Genomic DNA, 19,943 nt, shown 5'->3' on the forward strand with positions numbered 1-19,943 from the left:
CACAGAGTTCACCGAGTGAGGTCACCCGTGTCCGTCAGCACCCAGTCCCACGAGTCCAACGCCACCGGCACCGCCCGCGTCAAGCGCGGCATGGCCGAACAGCTCAAGGGCGGCGTGATCATGGACGTCGTCACCCCCGAGCAGGCGAAGATCGCCGAGGACGCGGGCGCCGTCGCCGTCATGGCCCTGGAGCGGGTCCCGGCCGACATCCGCAAGGACGGCGGCGTCGCCCGGATGTCCGACCCGGACATGATCGAGGGCATCATCGAGGCCGTCTCGATCCCGGTCATGGCCAAGTCCCGCATCGGCCACTTCGTCGAGGCCCAGGTCCTGCAGTCGCTCGGCGTCGACTACATCGACGAGTCCGAGGTCCTCACCCCGGCCGACGAGGTCAACCACAGCGACAAGTTCGCCTTCACGACCCCGTTCGTCTGCGGCGCCACCAACCTGGGCGAGGCCCTGCGCCGCATCGCCGAGGGCGCGGCCATGATCCGCTCAAAGGGCGAGGCCGGCACCGGCAACGTCGTCGAGGCCGTCCGCCACCTGCGCCAGATCAAGAACGAGATCGCCCGGCTGCGCGGCTTCGACAACAACGAGCTGTACGCCGCCGCCAAGGACCTGCGCGCCCCCTACGAGCTGGTCAAGGAGGTCGCCGAGCTGGGCAAGCTGCCGGTGGTCCTCTTCTCCGCGGGTGGCGTCGCCACCCCGGCCGACGCCGCGCTCATGCGCCAGCTCGGCGCCGAGGGCGTCTTCGTCGGCTCCGGCATCTTCAAGTCGGGCGACCCGGCCAAGCGCGCCGCCGCCATCGTGAAGGCCACCACCTTCTTCGACGACCCGAAGATCGTCGCGGACGCCTCCCGCAACCTCGGCGAGGCCATGGTCGGCATCAACTGCGACACCCTCCCCGAGGCCGAGCGCTACGCGAACCGGGGCTGGTGATGACCGACATCCCCGTCATCGGCGTCCTCGCGCTCCAGGGCGACGTACGGGAACACCTCATCGCCCTGGCCACGGCCGACGCCGTGGCCAGGGAGGTGCGGCGCCCCGAGGAGCTCGCCGCGGTCGACGGCCTGGTGATCCCCGGCGGCGAGTCCACCACCATCTCCAAGCTGGCCCACCTCTTCGGCCTGATGGAGCCCTTGCGCGCGCGGGTCCGCGCGGGGATGCCCGTCTACGGCACCTGCGCGGGCCTGATCATGCTCGCCGACAAGATCCTCGACCCGCGCTCGGGCCAGGAGACCATCGGCGGCATCGACATGATCGTGCGCCGCAACGCCTTCGGACGGCAGAACGAGTCCTTCGAGGCGGCGGTCGACGTCCGCGGTGTCGACGGCGACCCCGTGGAGGGCGTCTTCATCCGCGCCCCGTGGGTCGAGTCCGTGGGCGCGGCGGTCGAGGTGCTCGCCGAGCACGACGGCCACATCGTCGCCGTGCGCCAGGGCAACGCCCTCGCGACGTCGTTCCACCCGGAGCTGACGGGCGACCACCGGCTCCACGGCCTGTTCGTGGACATGGTCCGTGAGAACGACACGGCGGGATCCTTGTAGGATCTGCGGGGTCCCCCCGCGCTGCTGCCCGGGGAGTTCGTTCATGAGGTTGGTTACGCGAAGGAGACAGGCAGATGTCCGGCCACTCTAAATGGGCTACGACGAAGCACAAGAAGGCCGTGATCGACGCCAAGCGCGGCAAGCTCTTCGCGAAGCTGATCAAGAACATCGAAGTCGCGGCGCGCATGGGCGGCACGGACATCGAGGGCAACCCGACGCTGTACGACGCCATCCAGAAGGCGAAGAAGCAGTCGGTCCCGAACAAGAACATCGACTCCGCGGTCAAGCGCGGCGGCGGCCTCGAGGCCGGCGGCGCCGACTACGAGACGATCATGTACGAGGGCTACGGTCCGAACGGTGTCGCGGTGCTCATCGAGTGCCTCACCGACAACCGCAACCGCGCCGCCTCCGACGTGCGCGTCGCCATGACCCGCAACGGCGGCAACATGGCCGACCCGGGCTCCGTGTCGTACCTGTTCAACCGCAAGGGCGTCGTGGTCGTCCCCAAGGGCGAGCTCAGCGAGGACGACGTCCTGGGCGCCGTGCTCGACGCGGGTGCCGAAGAGGTCAACGACCTGGGCGAGTCCTTCGAGGTGCTGTCCGAGGCCACCGACCTGGTCGCGGTCCGCACCGCGCTGGTCGACGCCGGCATCGACTACGACTCGGCCGACGCCAACTTCGTCCCGACCATGCAGGTCGAGCTCGACGAGGACGGCGCGCGCAAGATCTTCAAGCTGATCGACGCGCTGGAGGACAGCGACGACGTCCAGAACGTCTTCGCCAACTTCGACGTCTCCGACGAGGTCATGGAGAAGGTCGACGCCTGACGCGACATCAGCGGCGGGCCGACGGGACACACCCCGTCGGCCCGCCGCTTTGTCGGTGGCACCCGATAGCCTGCGGGAACAGGCGATCGAAGTGGGGGCAAGGCGTGCGCGTACTGGGCGTGGACCCGGGACTGACCCGGTGCGGTGTCGGCGTGGTCGAAGGGGTCGCGGGCCGGCCCCTGACCATGCGCGGCGTCGGCGTGGTGCGCACCCCGCCGGACGCCGATCTGGGCCACCGCCTCGTCGGCATCGAGCAGGGCATCGAGCAGTGGCTCGACGAGCACGAGCCCGAAGTCCTCGCCGTGGAGCGGGTGTTCAGCCAGCACAACGTCAGCACGGTGATGGGCACCGCCCAGGCCAGCGCCGTCGCCATGCTGTGCGCCGCGCGCCGCGGCATCCCGGTCGCCCTGCACACGCCCAGCGAGGTCAAGGCCGCCGTCACCGGCAGCGGCCGCGCCGACAAGGCACAGGTGGGCGCCATGGTGACCCGGCTGCTCCGGCTCGACGCGCCGCCCAAGCCGGCCGACGCCGCCGACGCCCTGGCCCTCGCCATCTGCCACATCTGGCGCGCCCCCGCGCAGAACCGACTGCAGCAAGCCGTAGCGCTGCACGCATCGAAAGGCCGTACCGCATGATCGCCTTCGTCAGCGGCCCCGTCGCCGCACTCGCCCCCGACGCCGCGGTCGTGGAGGTCGGAGGCATCGGCATGGCCCTCCAGTGCACGCCGAACACGCTGTCGACGCTCCGGGTCGGCCAGCAGACCAAGCTCGCCACCTCCCTCGTCGTGCGCGAGGACTCGCTGACCCTGTACGGCTTCGCGGACGACGACGAGAAGCAGACCTTCGAACTGCTCCAGACCGCGAGCGGCGTCGGCCCGCGCCTGGCCCAGGCCATGCTCGCCGTGCACAGCCCCGACGCCCTGCGCCGCGCCGTCTCCACCGGCGACGAGAAGGCCCTCACCGCCGTCCCCGGCATCGGCAAGAAGGGCGCCCAGAAGCTCCTCCTGGAGTACAAGGACCGCCTCGGCGAGCCGCTCGGCACCGGCGGCCCGGCGATCGGCACCGCCGTGACCAGCGGCTGGCGCGACCAGCTGCACGCCGCCCTGATCGGCCTCGGCTACGCCACCCGCGAGGCCGACGAGGCCGTCGCCGCCGTCACCCCGCAGGCCGAGGCCGCCGAGGGCACCCCGCAGGTCGGCCAGCTCCTGAAGGCGGCCCTCCAGACGCTCAACCGCACCCGCTAGCCGACGACCACGCCCTCCTGATCACCCCTGATCCCGCAGCTCACGTAACGCGAGGCACACCACATGAACTGGGACGAGACGACCGACGAAGCCGCCCCGGAGGCTGCAGACCGGCTCGTCGGTGCGTCCGCCGACGGTGAGGACCAGGCCGTCGAGGCGGCCCTGCGCCCCAAGGACCTGGACGAGTTCATCGGCCAGGAGAAGGTCAGGGAGCAGCTCGACCTGGTGCTGCGGGCCGCCCGCGCGCGCGGCGCCACCGCCGACCACGTCCTGCTCTCCGGCGCCCCCGGCCTCGGCAAGACCACCCTCTCCATGATCATCGCGGCGGAGATGGCCGCCCCGATCCGGATCACCTCGGGCCCCGCCATCCAGCACGCCGGTGACCTGGCCGCGATCCTCTCCTCCCTCCAGGAGGGCGAGGTCCTCTTCCTCGACGAGATCCACCGGATGTCCCGGCCCGCCGAGGAGATGCTCTACATGGCGATGGAGGACTTCCGCGTCGACGTCATCGTCGGCAAGGGCCCCGGCGCCACCGCCATCCCCCTCGAGCTGCCCCCGTTCACGCTGGTCGGCGCCACCACGCGCGCGGGTCTGCTGCCCCCGCCGCTGCGCGACCGCTTCGGCTTCACCGCGCACATGGAGTTCTACGAGCCGGCCGAGCTGGAGCGGGTGATCCACCGCTCCTCCGGCCTCCTCGACGTGGAGATCGACCCGGCGGGAGCGGCCGAGATCGCCGGGCGCTCCCGCGGCACCCCGCGCATCGCCAACCGCCTGCTGCGCCGCGTCCGGGACTACGCCCAGGTCAAGGCCGACGGCCACATCACCCGGGACATCGCCGCCGCCGCCCTCGGGGTCTACGAGGTGGACGGCCGCGGCCTCGACCGGCTCGACCGCGCGGTCCTGGAGGCCCTGATCAAGCTGTTCGGCGGCGGACCCGTGGGCCTGTCGACCCTCGCGGTGGCGGTGGGGGAGGAGCGGGAGACCGTGGAGGAGGTCGCGGAGCCCTTCCTCGTCCGGGAGGGCCTGCTCGCGCGCACTCCGCGCGGCCGGGTCGCCACTCCCGCGGCCTGGGCCCACCTCGGACTCACGGCCCCCCAGGGGAAACCCGGTGCAAGCGGACAAGCGGACCTGTTCGGGGCGTGACGACGCGCGTCATCGCCGGGACTGGAACCCCGGTGCCACGCTGAGCGTTGTTCCCAGATGGCGGACTCGCTTAGACTCCGCCGACGTCGTCCTTGTGATTCTGGGACGACGGCCGACACCACACCCCCGACAAGGCCGCGAATTCAATGCGGTCGTATGAAGGAAGTCCCACCCGTGAGTCTCGTGACCCTCCTCCCGTTCATCGTGCTCATCGGGGCCATGTTCCTGATGACCCGGTCTGCCAAGAAGAAGCAGCAGCAGGCCGCGAGTATGCGCAATGAAATGCAGCCCGGTTCCGGCGTCCGCACGATCGGTGGCATGTACGCCACGGTCAAGGAGGTCAACGAGGACACGGTCCTCCTGGACGCCGGCCCCGGCGTCCACCTCATGTTCGCGAAGAACGCGATCGGCGCTGTGCTCTCCGACGACGAGTACAACCGCATCGTCCACGGCCCCGAGGCCGCCGACGACGAGCTGACCGATGACGCCGTCGTGCCGGACGACGCGTCGTCCCTCACCGAGACCGACGAGACCGCCGCCGACTCGCGCATCGACCTCGGCAAGAAGGACGAGGCGGACACGGCCGACGAGACCGCCGAGGCCCCCAAGGCCGAGGCGGCTCCCGAGGCCGCTGCCGACGCGAAGAAGACCGACGGCGAGTCCGACGCGAAGTAGCCACGATCGGAATCGGGGGGACGTACCGCTTGCGTCCCCCGTGGTTCCGGTTCGTGCGTGACGCGCGCGGATTCTCGACCATTTCATGGCCGTCCGGGCACGCATCCCCGATGCCGGACGGATGGAGAGGGAGTACGAGAAGGTGGCCACACCTAAAAAGAGCCGAGGGGCAGGTGCCGGGAGCAAGCCGGGCCGTGCTCTGAGCCTGATCGTGATCGTCATGGTCGCGCTCGTCGGCGGGATGTTCATCTCCGGCACGTTCACCCCCCGCCTCGGCATCGACCTCGCGGGCGGCACCAGCATCACCCTGCAGGCCAAGACCGAGCCGGGCCAGTCCAAGAGCGCCATCAACAAGACCAACATGGACACGGCGGCGGACATCATCAACCGCCGTGTCAACGGCATGGGTGTCTCCGAGGCCGAGGTCCAGACGCAGGGCGCCGACAACATCATCGTCAACATCCCCCGGGGTACGAACGAGAAGCAGGCGCGCGAGCAGGTCGGCACGACCGCTCAGCTCTACTTCCGCCCGGTCCTGACGATGGCCGCCGGCTCCCCGACGGCGGACTCCTCCGCGAGCCCGTCCCCGAGCGCCTCCTCCAGCGGCAAGCCCACGGACAAGGCCAGTGCGGGCTCCGGCGAGAAGGCGACCGGCTCGTCGGCCTCCGCGACGCCGTCCGCCACGGCCACCTCGCAGGGCCGCGCCGTCACCGACGCCCTCAAGGCCGACGCGACGCCCAGCTCCTCCGCGAGCGGCGACGCCAAGGCCTCCGCCTCGCCGTCGGCCAGCGCCTCCGCCGACCCGGCCACGGCCGCGCTGCAGAAGAAGTTCACCGAGCTGGACTGCACCGACTCGGCGGCCCGGACGAAGGTCAACGAGGGCGCCAAGCCGACCGACACCATCGCCGCCTGCGGCAAGGACTCGTCGGGCCAGTGGGCGAAGTACATCCTCGGCCCGTCCGAGGTGAACGGCAAGGACGTCAAGAAGTCCCAGGCCGCGATCAACCAGCAGAGCGGCCAGTGGGTCGTCAACATGGAGTTCACGGGCTCCGGGTCGAAGAAGTTCGCGGCGACGACGGGCAAGCTGAAGGACCAGCAGCAGCCGATGAACCAGTTCGCCATCGTCCTCGACGGTGACGTGGTCTCGGCGCCCAGCGTCAGCTCCGTGCTGAGCCAGAACGCCGAGATCTCCGGCAGCTTCAACCAGCAGTCCGCCCAGGACCTGGCCAACGTGCTGTCCTACGGCGCCCTGCCGCTCACCTTCCACGAGCAGAGCGTCACCTCGGTGACCGCCGCCCTCGGTGGCGAGCAGCTGCACGCCGGTCTCATCGCGGGCGCGATCGGCCTCCTTCTGGTCGTCATCTACCTGGTGGTCTACTACCGGGGCCTGTCGCTCGTCGCCCTGGCCTCGCTGCTGGTCTCCGGCATCCTCACCTACACGCTCATGACGCTCCTCGGCCCGGCCATCGGCTTCGCGCTGAACCTGCCCGCGGTGTGTGGTGCGATCGTGGCCATCGGTATCACCGCGGACTCGTTCATCGTGTTCTTCGAACGGATCCGGGACGAGATCAGGGAGGGCCGGTCCGTGCGGCCCGCCGTCGAGCGCGCCTGGCCGCGCGCCCGGCGCACCATCCTGGTCTCCGACTTCGTGTCGTTCCTCGCGGCCGCGGTGCTCTACATCGTGACCGTCGGCAAGGTGCAGGGCTTCGCGTTCACGCTCGGCCTGACCACCCTGCTCGACGTCGTCGTGGTCTTCCTCTTCACGAAGCCGCTGATGACGATTCTGGCCCGCGGGAAGTTCTTCACCGGCCACAAGTGGTCCGGCCTCGACCCCAAGCGCCTCGGGGTCCAGCCGCCGCTGCGCCGCACCCGTCGTTCCGCCGGTCCCGTCGACCCGAAGGAGGCGTGAGATGTCGAAGCTCGGCAATCTCGGCGCCAGGCTGTATCGCGGTGAGGTCGGCTACGACTTCATCGGCAAGCGCAAGATCTGGTACGGCGTCTCGATCCTGATCACCATCACGGCCATCCTCGGCCTGACGGTGCGCGGGCTCAACATGGGCATCGAGTTCGAGGGCGGCGCCGTCTTCACGACGCCCAAGACCTCCGTCTCCGCCGCGCAGGCGGAGAAGGACGCGGAGGCGGCCGCCGGCGGTCACGACGCGGTCGTGCAGAAGCTGGGCACCGGCGGTCTGCGCATCCAGATCGCGGGCATCGACACCGACAAGTCGGACCAGATCAAGGAGGAGCTGTCCAAGGACCTGGGCATCTCCTCCGACAAGATCAACGCCGACCTGGTGGGCCCCAGCTGGGGTGAGACGATCGCCAACAAGGCCTGGCAGGGCCTGGCCATCTTCATGGTCCTCGTCGTGATCTATCTGGCGATCGCCTTCGAATGGCGAATGGCCATCGCGGCCCTCGTCGCCCTGATCCACGACATCACCATCACCGTCGGGATCTACGCCCTGGTGGGCTTCGAGGTCACGCCGGGCACGGTGATCGGTCTGCTCACGATCCTCGGTTACTCGCTCTACGACACGGTCGTCGTCTTCGACTCCCTCAAGGAGCAGACGAAGGGCATCGAGAAGCAGACCCGCTGGACCTACAGCGACATCGCGAACCGCTCGATCAACTCCACCCTGGTCCGCTCGATCAACACCACGGTCGTGGCGCTCCTGCCGGTGGCGGGCCTGCTGTTCATCGGCGGCGGCTTCCTCGGCGCCGGCATGCTGAACGACATCTCGCTGTCGCTCTTCGTCGGTCTCGCCGCCGGTGCGTACTCGTCGATCTTCATCGCCACTCCGCTGGTCGCCGACCTCAAGGAGCGCGACCCGAAGATGAAGGCCCTCAAGAAGCGGGTGCTCGCCAAGCGGGCCGCCGCCGCGGCCAAGGCGGAGGCGGAGCCGGCCGGCTCCGTCCTCGGCCCCCAGGCCGACGGCCCGCAGGCACAGGACGAGCCGGAGGACATCGCCCCCGCCGGAGCGGGTCCGCGCAACCAGCCGGCCCGCAACCGCGGCCGCGGCCGCCCCTCGGGCAAGCGCCGCTGACCCCCCGGTCACGTACGCGCACGGGCGCCAGGAGCTGCGACGCTCCTGGCGCCCGTTCCTTTTCGGACAGGCACGACTGCTAGGGTTGACGACCGCGCGGACCTGCCGAAACGGGTGCGCGTCCAACTCCATCACCGACTCGCTGAGGTGCAGACATGACCGACATCAAGGAGCTGCTCCTCAGCCGCATCCGTGATGTGCAGGACTACCCGGAGCCCGGCGTCCTCTTCAAGGACATCACCCCGCTCCTCGCGGACCCGTCGGCGTTCACGGCCCTCACCGACGCGCTCGCCGAGCTCTGCGTCCGGCACGGCGCCACCAAGGTCGTCGGCCTGGAGGCGCGCGGCTTCATCCTCGGCGCCCCGGTCGCCATCCGGGCCGGTCTCGGCTTCATCCCCGTACGCAAGGCGGGCAAGCTGCCCGGAGCGACCCTCGCGCAGTCCTACGCGCTGGAGTACGGGACCGCCGAGATCGAGGTGCACGCCGAGGACCTCAGCGCCGACGACCGGGTCATGGTCATCGACGACGTGCTCGCCACCGGCGGCACCGCCGAGGCCGCCCTGCACCTCATCCGCAGGGCGGGCGCCGAGGTCGCGGGCGTCGCGGTCCTCATGGAGCTGGGCTTCCTGCCCGGCCGCGCGCGTCTGGAGCCCGCTCTCCAGGGCGCCCCGCTCGACGCCCTGCTGGTGGTCTGAGACCCCGGCTCACAGCCCTCAGGGCGGGCCCGGAGGAATCCGGCGCCCGCCTCTGTTGTTTCTCCAGTACAAGGCCGTACCACCGGCCGAATACGTTCGGTGGGCGCCGGATCGATACCATGGGCTCTCCGGGACCTGAACGGGGGACCCGTCGCGCACGAGGAGCGCCGTTGCCAGACGAGGCCAAGCCACTCACCGCCGCCACCGACCAGCAGGCTGCCCAGGGCGCGGCTGAATCCGGCACGTCCGCGAACGGCGCCCCGTCGGCACATGGCGCGAAGCCCACTCCGCCGCCCGGCACCAAGGCGGCCGAGTCGCCACGCCCCAAGCCCGCGGCCGAGCCGTCGCGCGCCACACCGGCGCCCGTCATCCGCGCCGCCGCGAACCAGCCGGCCGCCCGCTCCGGCTCCTCCAACCGCGTCCGGGCCCGCCTGGCCCGTCTCGGCGTGCAGCGCTCGAACCCGTACAACCCCGTCCTGGAGCCGCTGCTGCGGATCGTGCGCGGCAACGACTCCAAGATCGAGACGTCGACGCTGCGCCAGATCGAGCGTGCCTACCAGGTCGCCGAGCGCTGGCACCGCGGCCAGAAGCGCAAGAGCGGCGACCCGTACATCACGCACCCGCTCGCCGTGACGACGATCCTCGCCGAGCTGGGCATGGACCCGGCGACGCTGATGGCCGGACTGCTGCACGACACCGTCGAGGACACCGAGTACGGCCTGGACACCCTCAAGCGGGACTTCGGCGACCAGGTCGCCCTGCTCGTCGACGGCGTGACCAAGCTGGACAAGGTCAAGTTCGGCGAGGCCGCGCAGGCCGAGACGGTCCGCAAGATGGTCGTGGCGATGGCGAAGGACCCGCGGGTCCTCGTGATCAAGCTCGCCGACCGCCTGCACAACATGCGCACCATGCGGTACCTCAAGCGCGAGAAGCAGGAGAAAAAGGCGCGCGAGACCCTGGAGATCTACGCGCCGCTCGCCCACCGCCTGGGCATGAACACCATCAAGTGGGAGCTGGAGGACCTCGCCTTCGCGATCCTCTACCCCAAGATGTACGACGAGATCGTGCGGCTCGTGGCCGAGCGCGCCCCCAAGCGCGACGAGTACCTGGCCATAGTGACCGACGAGGTGCAGTCCGACCTGCGTGCGGCCCGCATCAAGGCGACCGTCACCGGCCGCCCGAAGCACTACTACAGCGTCTACCAGAAGATGATCGTCCGCGGCCGTGACTTCGCGGAGATCTACGACCTGGTGGGCATCCGCGTCCTCGTCGACACGGTCCGCGACTGCTACGCGGCACTGGGCACCGTCCACGCCCGCTGGAACCCGGTTCCGGGGCGGTTCAAGGACTACATCGCGATGCCCAAGTTCAACATGTACCAGTCGCTGCACACCACGGTGATCGGCCCGAACGGCAAGCCCGTCGAGCTCCAGATCCGTACGTTCGACATGCACCGCCGCGCCGAGTACGGCATCGCCGCGCACTGGAAGTACAAGCAGGAGGCCGTCGCCGGTGCCTCCAAGGTGCGCTCGGACGCGCCCAAGTCGACCGGCAAGGACGACCACCTCAACGACATGGCGTGGCTGCGCCAGCTGCTCGACTGGCAGAAGGAGACCGAGGACCCGGGCGAGTTCCTGGAGTCCCTGCGCTTCGACCTGTCGCGCAACGAGGTCTTCGTCTTCACGCCGAAGGGCGACGTCATAGCGCTGCCGGCCGGGGCCACCCCGGTGGACTTCGCGTACGCGGTCCACACGGAGGTCGGCCACCGGACCATAGGAGCACGCGTCAACGGACGCCTCGTGCCCCTCGAATCCACGCTGGACAACGGCGACCTGGTGGAGGTCTTCACCTCCAAGGCCTCCGGCGCCGGTCCTTCGCGCGACTGGCTCGGCTTCGTCAAGTCGCCGCGGGCCCGCAACAAGATCCGCGGCTGGTTCTCCAAGGAGCGCCGCGACGAGGCCATCGAGCAGGGCAAGGACGCCATCGCGCGGGCCATGCGCAAGCAGAACCTGCCGATCCAGCGGATCCTGACCGGCGACTCGCTCGTCACGCTCGCGCACGAGATGCGCTACCCGGACATCTCGTCGCTCTACGCGGCCATCGGCGAGGGGCACGTCACGGCGCAGTCCGTCGTGCAGAAGCTCGTCCAGGCGCTCGGCGGCGAGGAGGCCGCCAACGAGGACATCGCCGAGAGCGCCCCGCCCTCGCGCGGCCGCTCCAAGCGCCGGTCCAACGCCGATCCGGGCGTGGTGGTCAAGGGCGTCGACGACGTCTGGGTCAAGCTGGCCCGCTGCTGCACGCCCGTGCCCGGCGACCCGATCATCGGCTTCGTGACCCGCGGCAGCGGCGTCTCCGTCCACCGCAGCGACTGCGTGAACGTGGACTCGCTGTCCCGTGAGCCCGAGCGCATCCTCGAGGTCGAGTGGGCGCCGACCCAGTCCTCGGTCTTCCTGGTCGCCATCCAGGTCGAGGCGCTCGACCGCTCCCGGCTGCTGTCCGACGTGACCCGGGTCCTCTCGGACCAGCACGTGAACATCCTGTCCGCGGCGGTGCAGACCTCCCGCGACCGGGTGGCCACGTCGCGCTTCACGTTCGAGATGGGCGACCCGAAGCACCTGGGGCATGTGCTCAAGGCGGTACGGGGCGTGGAGGGCGTCTACGACGTCTACCGGGTGACCTCGGCGAGGCGCCCGTAACGCGTCATCGCCGGTGACGAGAAGCGCCCCGTCAGGGGCGCGGGGAACTGCGCGACCAGCCCCCACGGCGGTGGAGCACGAGAAACGGCCCCGGGATCAACCCGGGGCCGCTTCACCACCTGCTGTCAGCGGAGCGTCAGCCGCCGAACTCCTCGAGCCCCTTGAGCGCCGAGTCCAGCAGCGCCTGACGACCGTCGAGCTCCTTCTGGAGCTTGTCGGCCTTGGCGTTGTTGCCCTGGGTGCGGGCCTGCTCGATCTGGCCCCGGAGCTTGTCGACGGCGGCCTGGAGCTGCCCCGTCAGACCCGCGGCACGCGCCCGCGCCTCGGGGTTCGTGCGCCGCCACTCGGCCTCCTCCGACTCCTGGAGGGCACGCTCCACGGCGTGCATCCGGCCCTCGACCTTCGGCCGGGCGTCGCGCGGAACGTGGCCGATGGCCTCCCAGCGCTCATTGATCGAGCGGAACGCGGCACGGGCCGCCTTCAGGTCCTCGATCGGGAGCAGCTTCTCGGCCTCGGCGGCCAGCTCCTCCTTGAGCTTGAGGTTCTCGCCCTGCTCGGCGTCACGCTCGGCGAAGACCGAGCTGCGGGCCGCGAAGAACACGTCCTGGGCGCCGCGGAAGCGGTTCCACAGATCGTCCTCGTGCTCGCGCTGCGCCCGCCCCGCGGCCTTCCAGTCCGTCATCAGCTCGCGGTACCGGGCCGCGGTCGCGCCCCAGTCCTGCGAGTTCGACAGCGCCTCCGCCTCGGCGACCAGCTTCTCCTTCGCCTTGCGGGCCTCCTCGCGCTGCGCGTCCAGCGAAGCGAAGTGGGCCTTGCGGCGCTTGGAGAATGCCGAGCGGGCGTGCGAGAAGCGGTGCCACAGCTCGTCGTCCGATTTGCGATCGAGACGCGGCAGACCCTTCCAGGTGTCCACCAGCGCGCGCAGCCGCTCACCGGCCGCCCGCCACTGCTCGGACTGGGCCAGCTCCTCCGCCTCGACGACCAGCGCCTCCTTGGCGTGCCGCGCCTCGTCGGACTGCTTGGCCTTCTGCGCCTTGCGCTCCTCGCGGCGCGAGTCCACGGACTCGACCAGCTTGTCGAGCCGCTTGCCGAGCGAGTCCAGGTCGCCGATCGCGTGCGCGTCGGTGACCTGGTCCCGCAGGTGCTCGATCGCCGTCATGGCGTCCTTGGCGGACAGGTCCGTCGTCTGCACCCGGCGCTCGAGGAGCCCGATCTCGACGACCAGACCGTCGTACTTGCGCTTGAAGTAGGCAAGGGCCTCGTCGGGAGAGCCGGCCTGCCAGGAACCGACCTCACGCTCAGTGCCGTCGGCCGAACGCACGTACACGGTCCCCGTCTCGTCGACGCGGCCCCACGGGTCGCTGCTCACAGCGCCTCCTCCACATGATGCCTGCGGGGGGCTCTGAGCCCCCGGGCATCGTCCACAGTTTCGTCACGGCCAACATAGGCGACCGGCGGGGATGCTGTCCGCATCCCGCGCGACCGAAATTTGGCAGCCGACAGGTCAGCCCTTCTCGACTGTCACAGTCGTGACCTTGACGGTCTTCTTCGGTGCACCATCGGTCTCGCTCTGTCCGCCGGCGGCCACCCCGCCCTTCGCGACGGCCTGCACGGCCTTGAGACCGGCCGCGTCCATCTTGCCGAACGGCGTGTACGACGGCGGCAGCTTGCTGTCCTTGTAGACGAGGAAGAACTGGCTGCCACCGGTGTGCGACTGGCCCGTGTTCGCCATCGCGACCGTGCCCGCGGGGTAGGTGACCGTGCCGTCCTTGCCGGCCTTGCCGAGCCCGTCCAGGTTCTCGTCCGGGATCGTGTAGCCGGGGCCGCCCGCGCCGGTGCCCTCGGGGTCGCCGCACTGCAGCACGAAGATGCCGGACGTGGTGAGCCGGTGGCACTTCGTGTTGTCGAAGAACTTCTTGTCGGCGAGGTGCTTGAACGAGTTGACGGTGTGCGGCGTCTTGGCCGCCTCCATGGCGATCTTCACCTCGCCCTGGCTCGTCTTCATCGCCATCGTGTACGCGGCCTTCTTGTCGATGGCCATCTTCGGCTCGGGCTTCTCCGTGGAGGAGGGGCTCGGGCTGGGGCTCGCCTCGGGGCCCGCGGTGTCCTTCTTGTCGTCACCGCTGAAGGCTCCGGCGGCGTACGCGCCACCGGTGCCCAGGACGGCCACCGCGAGCACGGAGGCGATCACGGTGTTGCGGGTGCGCGCCTTGCGTCGCGCGGACTCGCGCCGCTGCTGCTGGCGCAGGAACTTCTCCCGGGCGAGCTGACGCTGCCGCTGATCCTTGCTGACCACCGGATCTTCTCCTCGTACGTGTGTATGACCATGACCGGGCTCTTGATTGTGCCCCGTACCGTATATGGGTTCGCTGTGGAATCGGCAGCGCCGGTAGGCTCTCATCTGCCGCATTGCCGTATTGCCGCATTTCGGCGGCACTTCCGACGACACATGAAGGACGATCGTGCTGATTGCCGGGTTCCCCGCCGGGGCCTGGGGCACCAACTGTTACCTGGTTGCCCCCGCCGCGGGTGAGGAGTGCGTGATCATCGACCCGGGCCACCAGGCCGCCGAGGGAGTCGAGGAAGCGCTCAGGAAGCACCGGCTCAAGCCGGTCGCCGTCGTCCTCACGCACGGGCACATCGATCATGTCGCCTCGGTCGTCCCGGTGTGCGGGGCGCACGACGTCCCGGCGTGGATCCACCCCGAGGACCGCTACATGATGAGCGACCCGGAGAAGGGCATCGGCCGCACCATCGGCATGCCGCTCATGGGCGAGCTCACGGTGGGGGAGCCCGACGACGTGCGGACGCTCACCGACGGCGCCCGGCTGGAGCTCGCCGGACTCGACTTCGGCGTCGCGCACGCGCCCGGCCATACCAAGGGGTCGGTGACCTTCCAGATGCCCGAGACCACGGACGTCCCGTCGGTGTTCTTCTCGGGAGATCTGCTCTTCGCCGGCTCCATCGGACGCACCGACCTTCCCGGTGGCTCCATGGACGACATGCTCGAATCGCTGGCCCGCGTGTGCCTGCCGCTCGACGACTCGACCGTGGTGCTCTCCGGACACGGCTCCCAGACGACCATCGGCCAGGAGCGCGCCACCAACCCGTATCTGCGGCAGGTGGCCGCCGGCCAGGGACCCTCCACCGAGGCTCCCCGACGAGGAATGTGACGAAGACTTCCTGTGAGTACCTTCCAGGCCCCCAAGGGCACGTACGACCTGCTCCCGCCGGTCTCGGCGACGTACCTGGCGGTGCGTGAGGCGATCTCCGCTCCGCTGCGCAACTCCGGCTACGGCTACGTCGAGACGCCCGGCTTCGAGAACGTCGAGCTGTTCGCGCGCGGTGTCGGTGAGTCCACCGACATCGTGACCAAGGAGATGTACGCCTTCGAGACCAAGGGCGGCGACAGGCTCGCCCTGCGCCCCGAGGGCACGGCCTCCGTACTGCGCGCCGCCCTGGAGGCCAATCTCCACAAGGCCGGCAACCTCCCCGTCAAGCTCTGGTACTCGGGCTCGTACTACCGCTACGAGCGCCCCCAGAAGGGCCGCTACAGGCACTTCTCGCAGGTGGGCGCCGAGGCGATCGGCGCCGAGGACCCGGCCCTCGACGCCGAGCTGATCATCCTGGCCGACCAGGCGTACCGCTCGCTGGGCCTCAGGAACTTCCGCATCCTGCTGAACTCGCTGGGCGACAAGGAGTGCCGTCCGGTGTACCGGGAGGCGCTGCAGACCTTCCTGCGCGGCCTCGACCTCGACGAGGAGACGCTGCGCCGCGCGGAGATCAACCCGCTGCGCGTCCTCGACGACAAGCGGGCCGACGTCCAGAAGCAGCTGGTCGGCGCGCCCTCGCTGCGCGACTACCTGTGCGACGCGTGCAAGGCGTACCACGAGCAGGTGCGCGAGCTGCTGACGGCCGAGGGCGTCGTCTTCGAGGACGACGAGAAGCTCGTCCGCGGGCTCGACTACTACACCCGTACGACCTTCGAGTTCGTCCACGACGGGCTCGGCTCGCAGTCCGCGGTGGGCGGCGGCGGCCGCTACGACGGCCTCTCCGAGATGATCGGCGGTCCCTCGCTGCCGTCCGTCGGCTGGGCGCTCGGCGTCGACCGCACGGTCCTCGCCCTGGAGGCGGAAGGCGTGGAGCTCCGGCTCCCGTCCACCACCAGCGTGTTCGCGGTGCCGCTCGGCGACGAGGCGCGGCGCGTGCTGTTCTCCAAGGTCACCGAACTGCGCCGGGCCGGGATCTCGGCGGACTTCTCGTTCGGCGGCAAGGGGCTCAAGGGCGCCATGAAGAACGCCAACCGCAGCGGCGCGCGGTTCACGCTCGTCGCGGGCGAGCGGGATCTCGCCGAGGGTGTGGTGCAGCTCAAGGACATGGAGTCCGGCGAGCAGTCCGCGGTGGCGGTGGACCAGGTCGTCGAGGTGCTCCGGGCCCAGCTGGCCTGACGTTCGTCTGCAGGCCGGTGGCCTCTTCCCGCGCAGTTCCCGCGCGGGGAACTGCGCGGGAAGCCACGACGAACCCCTACTCCAGCAACCCGTACCGCATCGCACTGGTGACGGCCGCCGTCCGGTCGTCCACCCCCAACTTGCCGAACGCCCGCAGCAGATGCGTCTTCACCGTCGACTCGGCGACATGAAGACGCCGCCCGATCTCGGCGTTCGTACACCCGTCGGAGACCAGCCGCAGCACCGCCGTCTCCCGCTCGGACAACCGCGGACGCTCCGGATTCGTCCTGAGCTGGTCCACGAGCCGCGCCGCGACCGAGGGGGCCAGCACGGTCTCGCCCCGCGCGGCGGCGCGTATCGCGCCGGTCAGCTCGGCCCGGGCCATGTCCTTGAGCAGATAGCCCGCGGCGCCCGCCTCCACGGCCCGCAGGATGTCCCGGTCCGTCTCGTACGTGGTCAGGACGATCGTCCGGCACGGCAGCCCGGCCGCCGTCATCCGGACGATCGACTCGACGCCGTCGCCGCCGGGCATCCGCAGATCCATCAGGACGATGTCCGGGGCGAGTTCGGCGGCGAGCGCCTCCGCCCGCGGCCCGTTCGCCGCCTCGGCCACGACGGTCAGGTCCGGCTCGGCGTCGAGCATGGCGCGCAGGCCCTCGCGCACCACGGGATGGTCGTCGGCGAGCAGGATACGGATCACGGAAGGGTCCTTTCGGGTACGGGAAGCCGGACGGTGACGGTGGTGCCCGTGCCGGGCGCGCTGTCGACGACGGCGGTGCCGCCGACCTCGGCGGCGCGCGCCCGCAGCCCGCGCAGCCCGAAGCCGTCGCCGCCCGCGCCCGGCACGAAGCCGGGGCCCGCGTCCCGTACGACCAGGGTCAGGTCCGCCGCGGCGTAGGCGAGCCGGACGTGCACGGCGGTGTCGGGAGCCGCGTGTTTGCGGACGTTGGACAGGGCTTCCTGACAGCCGCGCAGCACCACGACCTCCAGGCCGGGGGCCAGCGGCCGGGCCGCGCCGGTGATCCGCACGTCCGCGCCGTGCCGGGACGCGAGCCGGTGCAGCGCGTCGGGCAGGGACGCGCCGTCCAGGTCGGCGGGGGCACCGCCGGCCACCAGCGCCCGCGCCTCCGCGAGGTTCTGCCGGGCGGTGTCCGCCATCAGCCGCAGGTGGCGGCGGGCCTGCGGGACGTCCGTCGTCAGCTCGGTCTCGACGGCCTGGACGAGCATCAGCATGCTGGTGAAGCCCTGGGCGAGGGTGTCGTGGATCTCCCGGGACAGCCGCTCGCGCTCGGCCAGGGCCCCGCGGTCCGCGGAGAGCTGGGCGATCTCCTCGCGGCTCGCGTCCAGCTCCGCGATGAGATCGGCCCGCTCCTGGCTCTGCTCCATGATCCGGATCGTCCAGCCGCCGAAGGCCGCCGAGAAGACGAGCGTCACCACGGCGAACACGGAGTTGAAGAAGAGGTCCCGGCCGCTGATCTCCCACAGGAGGGCCCAGCCCACGACCGGCGCGAGGTTGACGACGGTGACCGCGACCATCGCCCTGCGGTAGCGCAGCGCCATGAAGCACTGCGGGACGAGGGCGAACGCCATCAGCCGTGTCTCGCCGACCAGGACACCCGGCATCAGGTACACGGCGACGGCCCCTGCGACGTACGTCACCGCCCGTCGCTCGTCCAATCCCTCGGTCACCAGTACGGACCGGCCGTAGCCCAGGTACCAGGGGACGAGCAGGACCATCAGACACCCCGCGCCGAGCCGGACGGGCCACGCCGGCTGGGCCGTGCCCAGGACGAACACCAGCGTGGCCAGCCACACGACCGCGAAGTAGCCGTCCCAGAGCCGGAAGGTGCGGTCCCAGGCGTGCTCTCCCCGCGGATCGGTACGGGCGGTCACCCGGCGCGTCGGTTGTTCCAGCGGAAGGTCAGCAGGCACAGCACCAATCCTCCGACGCACCAGGCCCCGAGCACCAGAGCCGCCTTCCCGAACTCCCAGCTGCCCGCCTGCTCCAGGACGTGCGCCGAGTCCGGCAGGAACACCCCGCGCAGCCCCTGGCACAGCCACTTCAGCGGGAACACCGCCCCGATGTTCAGCATCCAGTCCGGAATCGTGTCGATCGAGATGTAGACCCCGGAGATGAACTGCAGGACCAGGAACGGCAGAACGACGACGGAGGTCGCGCTCCGGCCGGACTTCGGTACGGAACCGATCGCGATGCCGAGCAGCGCGCACGCCGTGATGCCGAGCAGGAACAGCCAGCCGAACGTCAGCCACTTGCCGAGGCTCGACGGCAGCGAGACGTCGTAGAACGCCGTGCCGACGGCCAGCAGGATCGCCGTCTCCAGCAGGCCCGTGACGAGCACGAGCCAGACCTTTCCCAGGAAGTAGGCGGCCGCCGGCATCGGCGTCCCGCGCAGCCGGCGCAGCACCTTCTCGTCGCGCTCGATGGCGATCGAGATGCCGAGCGACTGGAAACTCGTCGACATGATGCCCGCCGCCATCATCGCGGGCACGTACAGCTGCGACGCGGTGACGCCCGCGCCCCGCACGTCGTCGCTGAAGATCGACGCGAACAGGAACAGGAAGACGACCGGGAAGGCGAAGGTGAACACCACCTGCTCCCGCAGCCGGAAGAACTGCTTGATCTCCAGTGCGCCGCGCCGCAGCCCCAACCGCCAGGCGCCGGGAAGGCGTTCGGCGCCTCTCGTGCCGGTCTCCGCCAGCGTGTCCGTGGTCATCGTCCCGTCTCCTGTTCCTGTCCGGTGAGGCGGAGGTACACGTCCTCCAGCGTCGGGCGGCCGACCCGCAGGCCGGGGATCTCGCCGTCGAAGCGCCGGGTGAGTTCGGCGATCGTGCGGGTGGGGGTCTCCGTGCGCTCGCTGCGCGGGGTTCCGTCGGGCTCGGTCCACTCCACGGTGGCGTCGCTGCCGTAGCGGTCCCGCAGCTCGGCGGGGGCGCCCTCCGCGACGACCCGGCCGGAGGCGATCACCGCGAGCCGCTGCGCGAGCGCCTCGGCCTCCTGGAGGTAGTGCGTGGTCAGCAGGATCGTGGTGCCCTCGGCGGCGAGCATCCGGATCAGCTCCCAGAACTGGTGACGGGCCGCGGGGTCGAACCCGGTCGTCGGCTCGTCCAGGAGCAGCAGCTCCGGATCGCCGATCACACCGAGCGCCACGTCGAGGCGGCGCCGCTGCCCACCCGAGAGCGCCTTGATCCGGGCGTTCGCCTTCTTCTCCAGACCCACCAGCTCGATGACCCGGTCCGGGTCGCGCGGCTTCGGGTAGTAGTGCGCGAAGTGCCGTACGGTCTCGCGCACCGTCAGCTCCGCGGGCGCCGACTCGTCCTGCCAGACGATGCCGACCCGGGCCCGCCAGGCGCGGCCCGCGCTGCCCGGGTCCGCGCCGAGCACGGTCACCTCTCCGCCGTCCCGGGCCCGGTTGCCCTGGAGGATCTCCACCGTCGTGGACTTGCCCGCGCCGTTCGGCCCGAGCAGGCCGAACACCTCGCCGGTCCTGATCGTCAGGTCGAGGCCGTCGACCGCGCTCACGTCGCCGTACTGCTTGCGCAGCCGCCGTACGTCCACCGCGAGTTCCGCTGTCTGTGGGGTCATGCCGACGAGCGTCCCGTCGAA

General features: G+C 70.5%; 19 protein-coding genes. 13 read left to right on the plus strand and 6 right to left on the minus strand.

The features are described from left to right. Positions 1-27: 27 nt before the first annotated feature. The 11 genes from pdxS to ABT127_RS08935 all read left to right on the plus strand — a co-directional run bounded on the left by pdxS (position 28) and on the right by ABT127_RS08935 (position 11,870). Positions 28-939 carry a pyridoxal 5'-phosphate synthase lyase subunit PdxS gene (gene pdxS / locus ABT127_RS08885; protein ID WP_111665687.1) on the plus strand — a complete coding sequence of 304 codons (912 nt, stop codon included), beginning with the start codon at positions 28-30 and terminating at the stop codon, positions 937-939. Next, on the plus strand, positions 939-1,547 hold the full coding sequence (gene pdxT, locus ABT127_RS08890; RefSeq protein ID WP_351446074.1) for a pyridoxal 5'-phosphate synthase glutaminase subunit PdxT: 609 nt from the start codon (positions 939-941) through the stop codon (positions 1,545-1,547). Before pdxS ends, pdxT begins: the two co-directional genes overlap by 1 nt. Before the next feature lie 74 nt (positions 1,548-1,621). Beyond that, positions 1,622-2,374: a YebC/PmpR family DNA-binding transcriptional regulator gene (locus ABT127_RS08895; protein ID WP_351446076.1), complete on the plus strand. Its 753-nt coding sequence runs from the start codon at positions 1,622-1,624 to the stop codon at positions 2,372-2,374. A gap of 104 nt (positions 2,375-2,478) precedes the next feature. Further along, positions 2,479-3,009 carry a crossover junction endodeoxyribonuclease RuvC gene (gene ruvC / locus ABT127_RS08900; RefSeq protein ID WP_351446078.1) on the plus strand — a complete coding sequence of 177 codons (531 nt, stop codon included), beginning with the start codon at positions 2,479-2,481 and terminating at the stop codon, positions 3,007-3,009. After that, positions 3,006-3,617 (plus strand): Holliday junction branch migration protein RuvA, encoded by a 612-nt coding sequence (ruvA, locus tag ABT127_RS08905; protein WP_351446080.1) that lies wholly within the window; start codon positions 3,006-3,008, stop codon positions 3,615-3,617. Before ruvC ends, ruvA begins: the two co-directional genes overlap by 4 nt. A gap of 63 nt (positions 3,618-3,680) precedes the next feature. Continuing rightward, a complete protein-coding gene (gene ruvB, locus ABT127_RS08910) occupies positions 3,681-4,760 on the plus strand; it encodes a Holliday junction branch migration DNA helicase RuvB (RefSeq protein WP_351446082.1) in 1,080 nt (359 codons plus the stop codon). Between the two features lie 174 nt (positions 4,761-4,934). Next, positions 4,935-5,435: a preprotein translocase subunit YajC gene (yajC, locus tag ABT127_RS08915; protein WP_351446084.1), complete on the plus strand. Its 501-nt coding sequence runs from the start codon at positions 4,935-4,937 to the stop codon at positions 5,433-5,435. A 142-nt stretch (positions 5,436-5,577) separates the two neighbouring features. Then, positions 5,578-7,344, plus strand: a complete 1,767-nt coding sequence (gene secD / locus ABT127_RS08920; RefSeq protein WP_351446248.1) for a protein translocase subunit SecD — start codon at positions 5,578-5,580, stop codon at positions 7,342-7,344. A 1-nt stretch (position 7,345) separates the two neighbouring features. Further along, positions 7,346-8,479, plus strand: coding sequence for a protein translocase subunit SecF (secF, locus tag ABT127_RS08925; RefSeq protein ID WP_351446086.1), 1,134 nt, complete (start codon positions 7,346-7,348; stop codon positions 8,477-8,479). A 155-nt stretch (positions 8,480-8,634) separates the two neighbouring features. After that, positions 8,635-9,174 (plus strand): adenine phosphoribosyltransferase, encoded by a 540-nt coding sequence (locus tag ABT127_RS08930; RefSeq protein ID WP_351446087.1) that lies wholly within the window; start codon positions 8,635-8,637, stop codon positions 9,172-9,174. A 170-nt stretch (positions 9,175-9,344) separates the two neighbouring features. Then, the gene (locus ABT127_RS08935) at positions 9,345-11,870 is read left to right on the plus strand and encodes a RelA/SpoT family protein (RefSeq protein WP_351446089.1); all 2,526 of its coding nucleotides are present in this window, start codon (positions 9,345-9,347) and stop codon (positions 11,868-11,870) included. A 136-nt stretch (positions 11,871-12,006) separates the two neighbouring features. Here the strand turns inward: ABT127_RS08935 and ABT127_RS08940 are convergent, their stop codons facing one another. Then, positions 12,007-13,239 (minus strand): DUF349 domain-containing protein, encoded by a 1,233-nt coding sequence (locus ABT127_RS08940; protein ID WP_351446091.1) that lies wholly within the window; start codon positions 13,237-13,239, stop codon positions 12,007-12,009. Between the two features lie 135 nt (positions 13,240-13,374). Beyond that, the gene (locus tag ABT127_RS08945; protein ID WP_351446093.1) at positions 13,375-14,166 is read right to left on the minus strand and encodes a peptidylprolyl isomerase; all 792 of its coding nucleotides are present in this window, start codon (positions 14,164-14,166) and stop codon (positions 13,375-13,377) included. Positions 14,167-14,332: 166 nt separating this feature from the next. Here ABT127_RS08945 and ABT127_RS08950 point away from each other — a divergent pair, with 166 nt between their 5' ends. Together ABT127_RS08950 and hisS are read left to right on the plus strand one after the other, a co-directional pair. Beyond that, positions 14,333-15,043 carry an MBL fold metallo-hydrolase gene (locus tag ABT127_RS08950; protein WP_351446095.1) on the plus strand — a complete coding sequence of 237 codons (711 nt, stop codon included), beginning with the start codon at positions 14,333-14,335 and terminating at the stop codon, positions 15,041-15,043. A gap of 12 nt (positions 15,044-15,055) precedes the next feature. Further along, a complete protein-coding gene (gene hisS / locus ABT127_RS08955; protein WP_351446097.1) occupies positions 15,056-16,318 on the plus strand; it encodes a histidine--tRNA ligase in 1,263 nt (420 codons plus the stop codon). A 76-nt stretch (positions 16,319-16,394) separates the two neighbouring features. Here hisS and ABT127_RS08960 read toward each other — a convergent pair whose 3' ends face one another. Genes ABT127_RS08960 through ABT127_RS08975 form a run of 4 tightly spaced genes read right to left on the minus strand, consistent with a single transcriptional unit; the run spans position 16,395 to position 19,922 of the window. Further along, positions 16,395-17,018, minus strand: a complete 624-nt coding sequence (locus tag ABT127_RS08960) for a response regulator (protein WP_351446099.1) — start codon at positions 17,016-17,018, stop codon at positions 16,395-16,397. Continuing rightward, positions 17,015-18,211 (minus strand): sensor histidine kinase, encoded by a 1,197-nt coding sequence (locus tag ABT127_RS08965; protein WP_502971669.1) that lies wholly within the window; start codon positions 18,209-18,211, stop codon positions 17,015-17,017. Before ABT127_RS08965 ends, ABT127_RS08960 begins: the two co-directional genes overlap by 4 nt. Continuing rightward, positions 18,208-19,053 (minus strand): ABC transporter permease, encoded by an 846-nt coding sequence (locus tag ABT127_RS08970; protein ID WP_351446103.1) that lies wholly within the window; start codon positions 19,051-19,053, stop codon positions 18,208-18,210. The genes ABT127_RS08965 and ABT127_RS08970 overlap by 4 nt, the downstream gene beginning before the upstream one ends. Further along, complete coding sequence (locus tag ABT127_RS08975; protein WP_351446105.1) at positions 19,050-19,922, minus strand: ABC transporter ATP-binding protein; 873 nt, start codon at positions 19,920-19,922, stop codon at positions 19,050-19,052. The genes ABT127_RS08970 and ABT127_RS08975 overlap by 4 nt, the downstream gene beginning before the upstream one ends. Between the last annotated feature and the right edge of the window lie 21 nt (positions 19,923-19,943).

The organism is Streptomyces sp. NPDC001904 (assembly GCF_040297005.1).
GTDB lineage: Bacteria > Actinomycetota > Actinomycetes > Streptomycetales > Streptomycetaceae > Streptomyces.

What these genes read in the sequence shown, in the direction of transcription:
- pdxT (WP_351446074.1), top strand. Translation starts at nt 939, where the DNA reads ATGACCGACATCCCCGTCATCGGCGTCCTCGCGCTCCAGGGCGACGTA.
- ABT127_RS08895 (WP_351446076.1), top strand. Translation starts at nt 1,622, where the DNA reads ATGTCCGGCCACTCTAAATGGGCTACGACGAAGCACAAGAAGGCCGTG.
- ruvA (WP_351446080.1), top strand. Translation starts at nt 3,006, where the DNA reads ATGATCGCCTTCGTCAGCGGCCCCGTCGCCGCACTCGCCCCCGACGCC.
- ruvB (WP_351446082.1), top strand. Translation starts at nt 3,681, where the DNA reads ATGAACTGGGACGAGACGACCGACGAAGCCGCCCCGGAGGCTGCAGAC.
- secF (WP_351446086.1), top strand. Translation starts at nt 7,346, where the DNA reads ATGTCGAAGCTCGGCAATCTCGGCGCCAGGCTGTATCGCGGTGAGGTC.
- ABT127_RS08930 (WP_351446087.1), top strand. Translation starts at nt 8,635, where the DNA reads ATGACCGACATCAAGGAGCTGCTCCTCAGCCGCATCCGTGATGTGCAG.
- ABT127_RS08970 (WP_351446103.1), bottom strand. Translation starts at nt 19,053, where the DNA reads ATGACCACGGACACGCTGGCGGAGACCGGCACGAGAGGCGCCGAACGC.
- ABT127_RS08975 (WP_351446105.1), bottom strand. Translation starts at nt 19,922, where the DNA reads ATGACCCCACAGACAGCGGAACTCGCGGTGGACGTACGGCGGCTGCGC.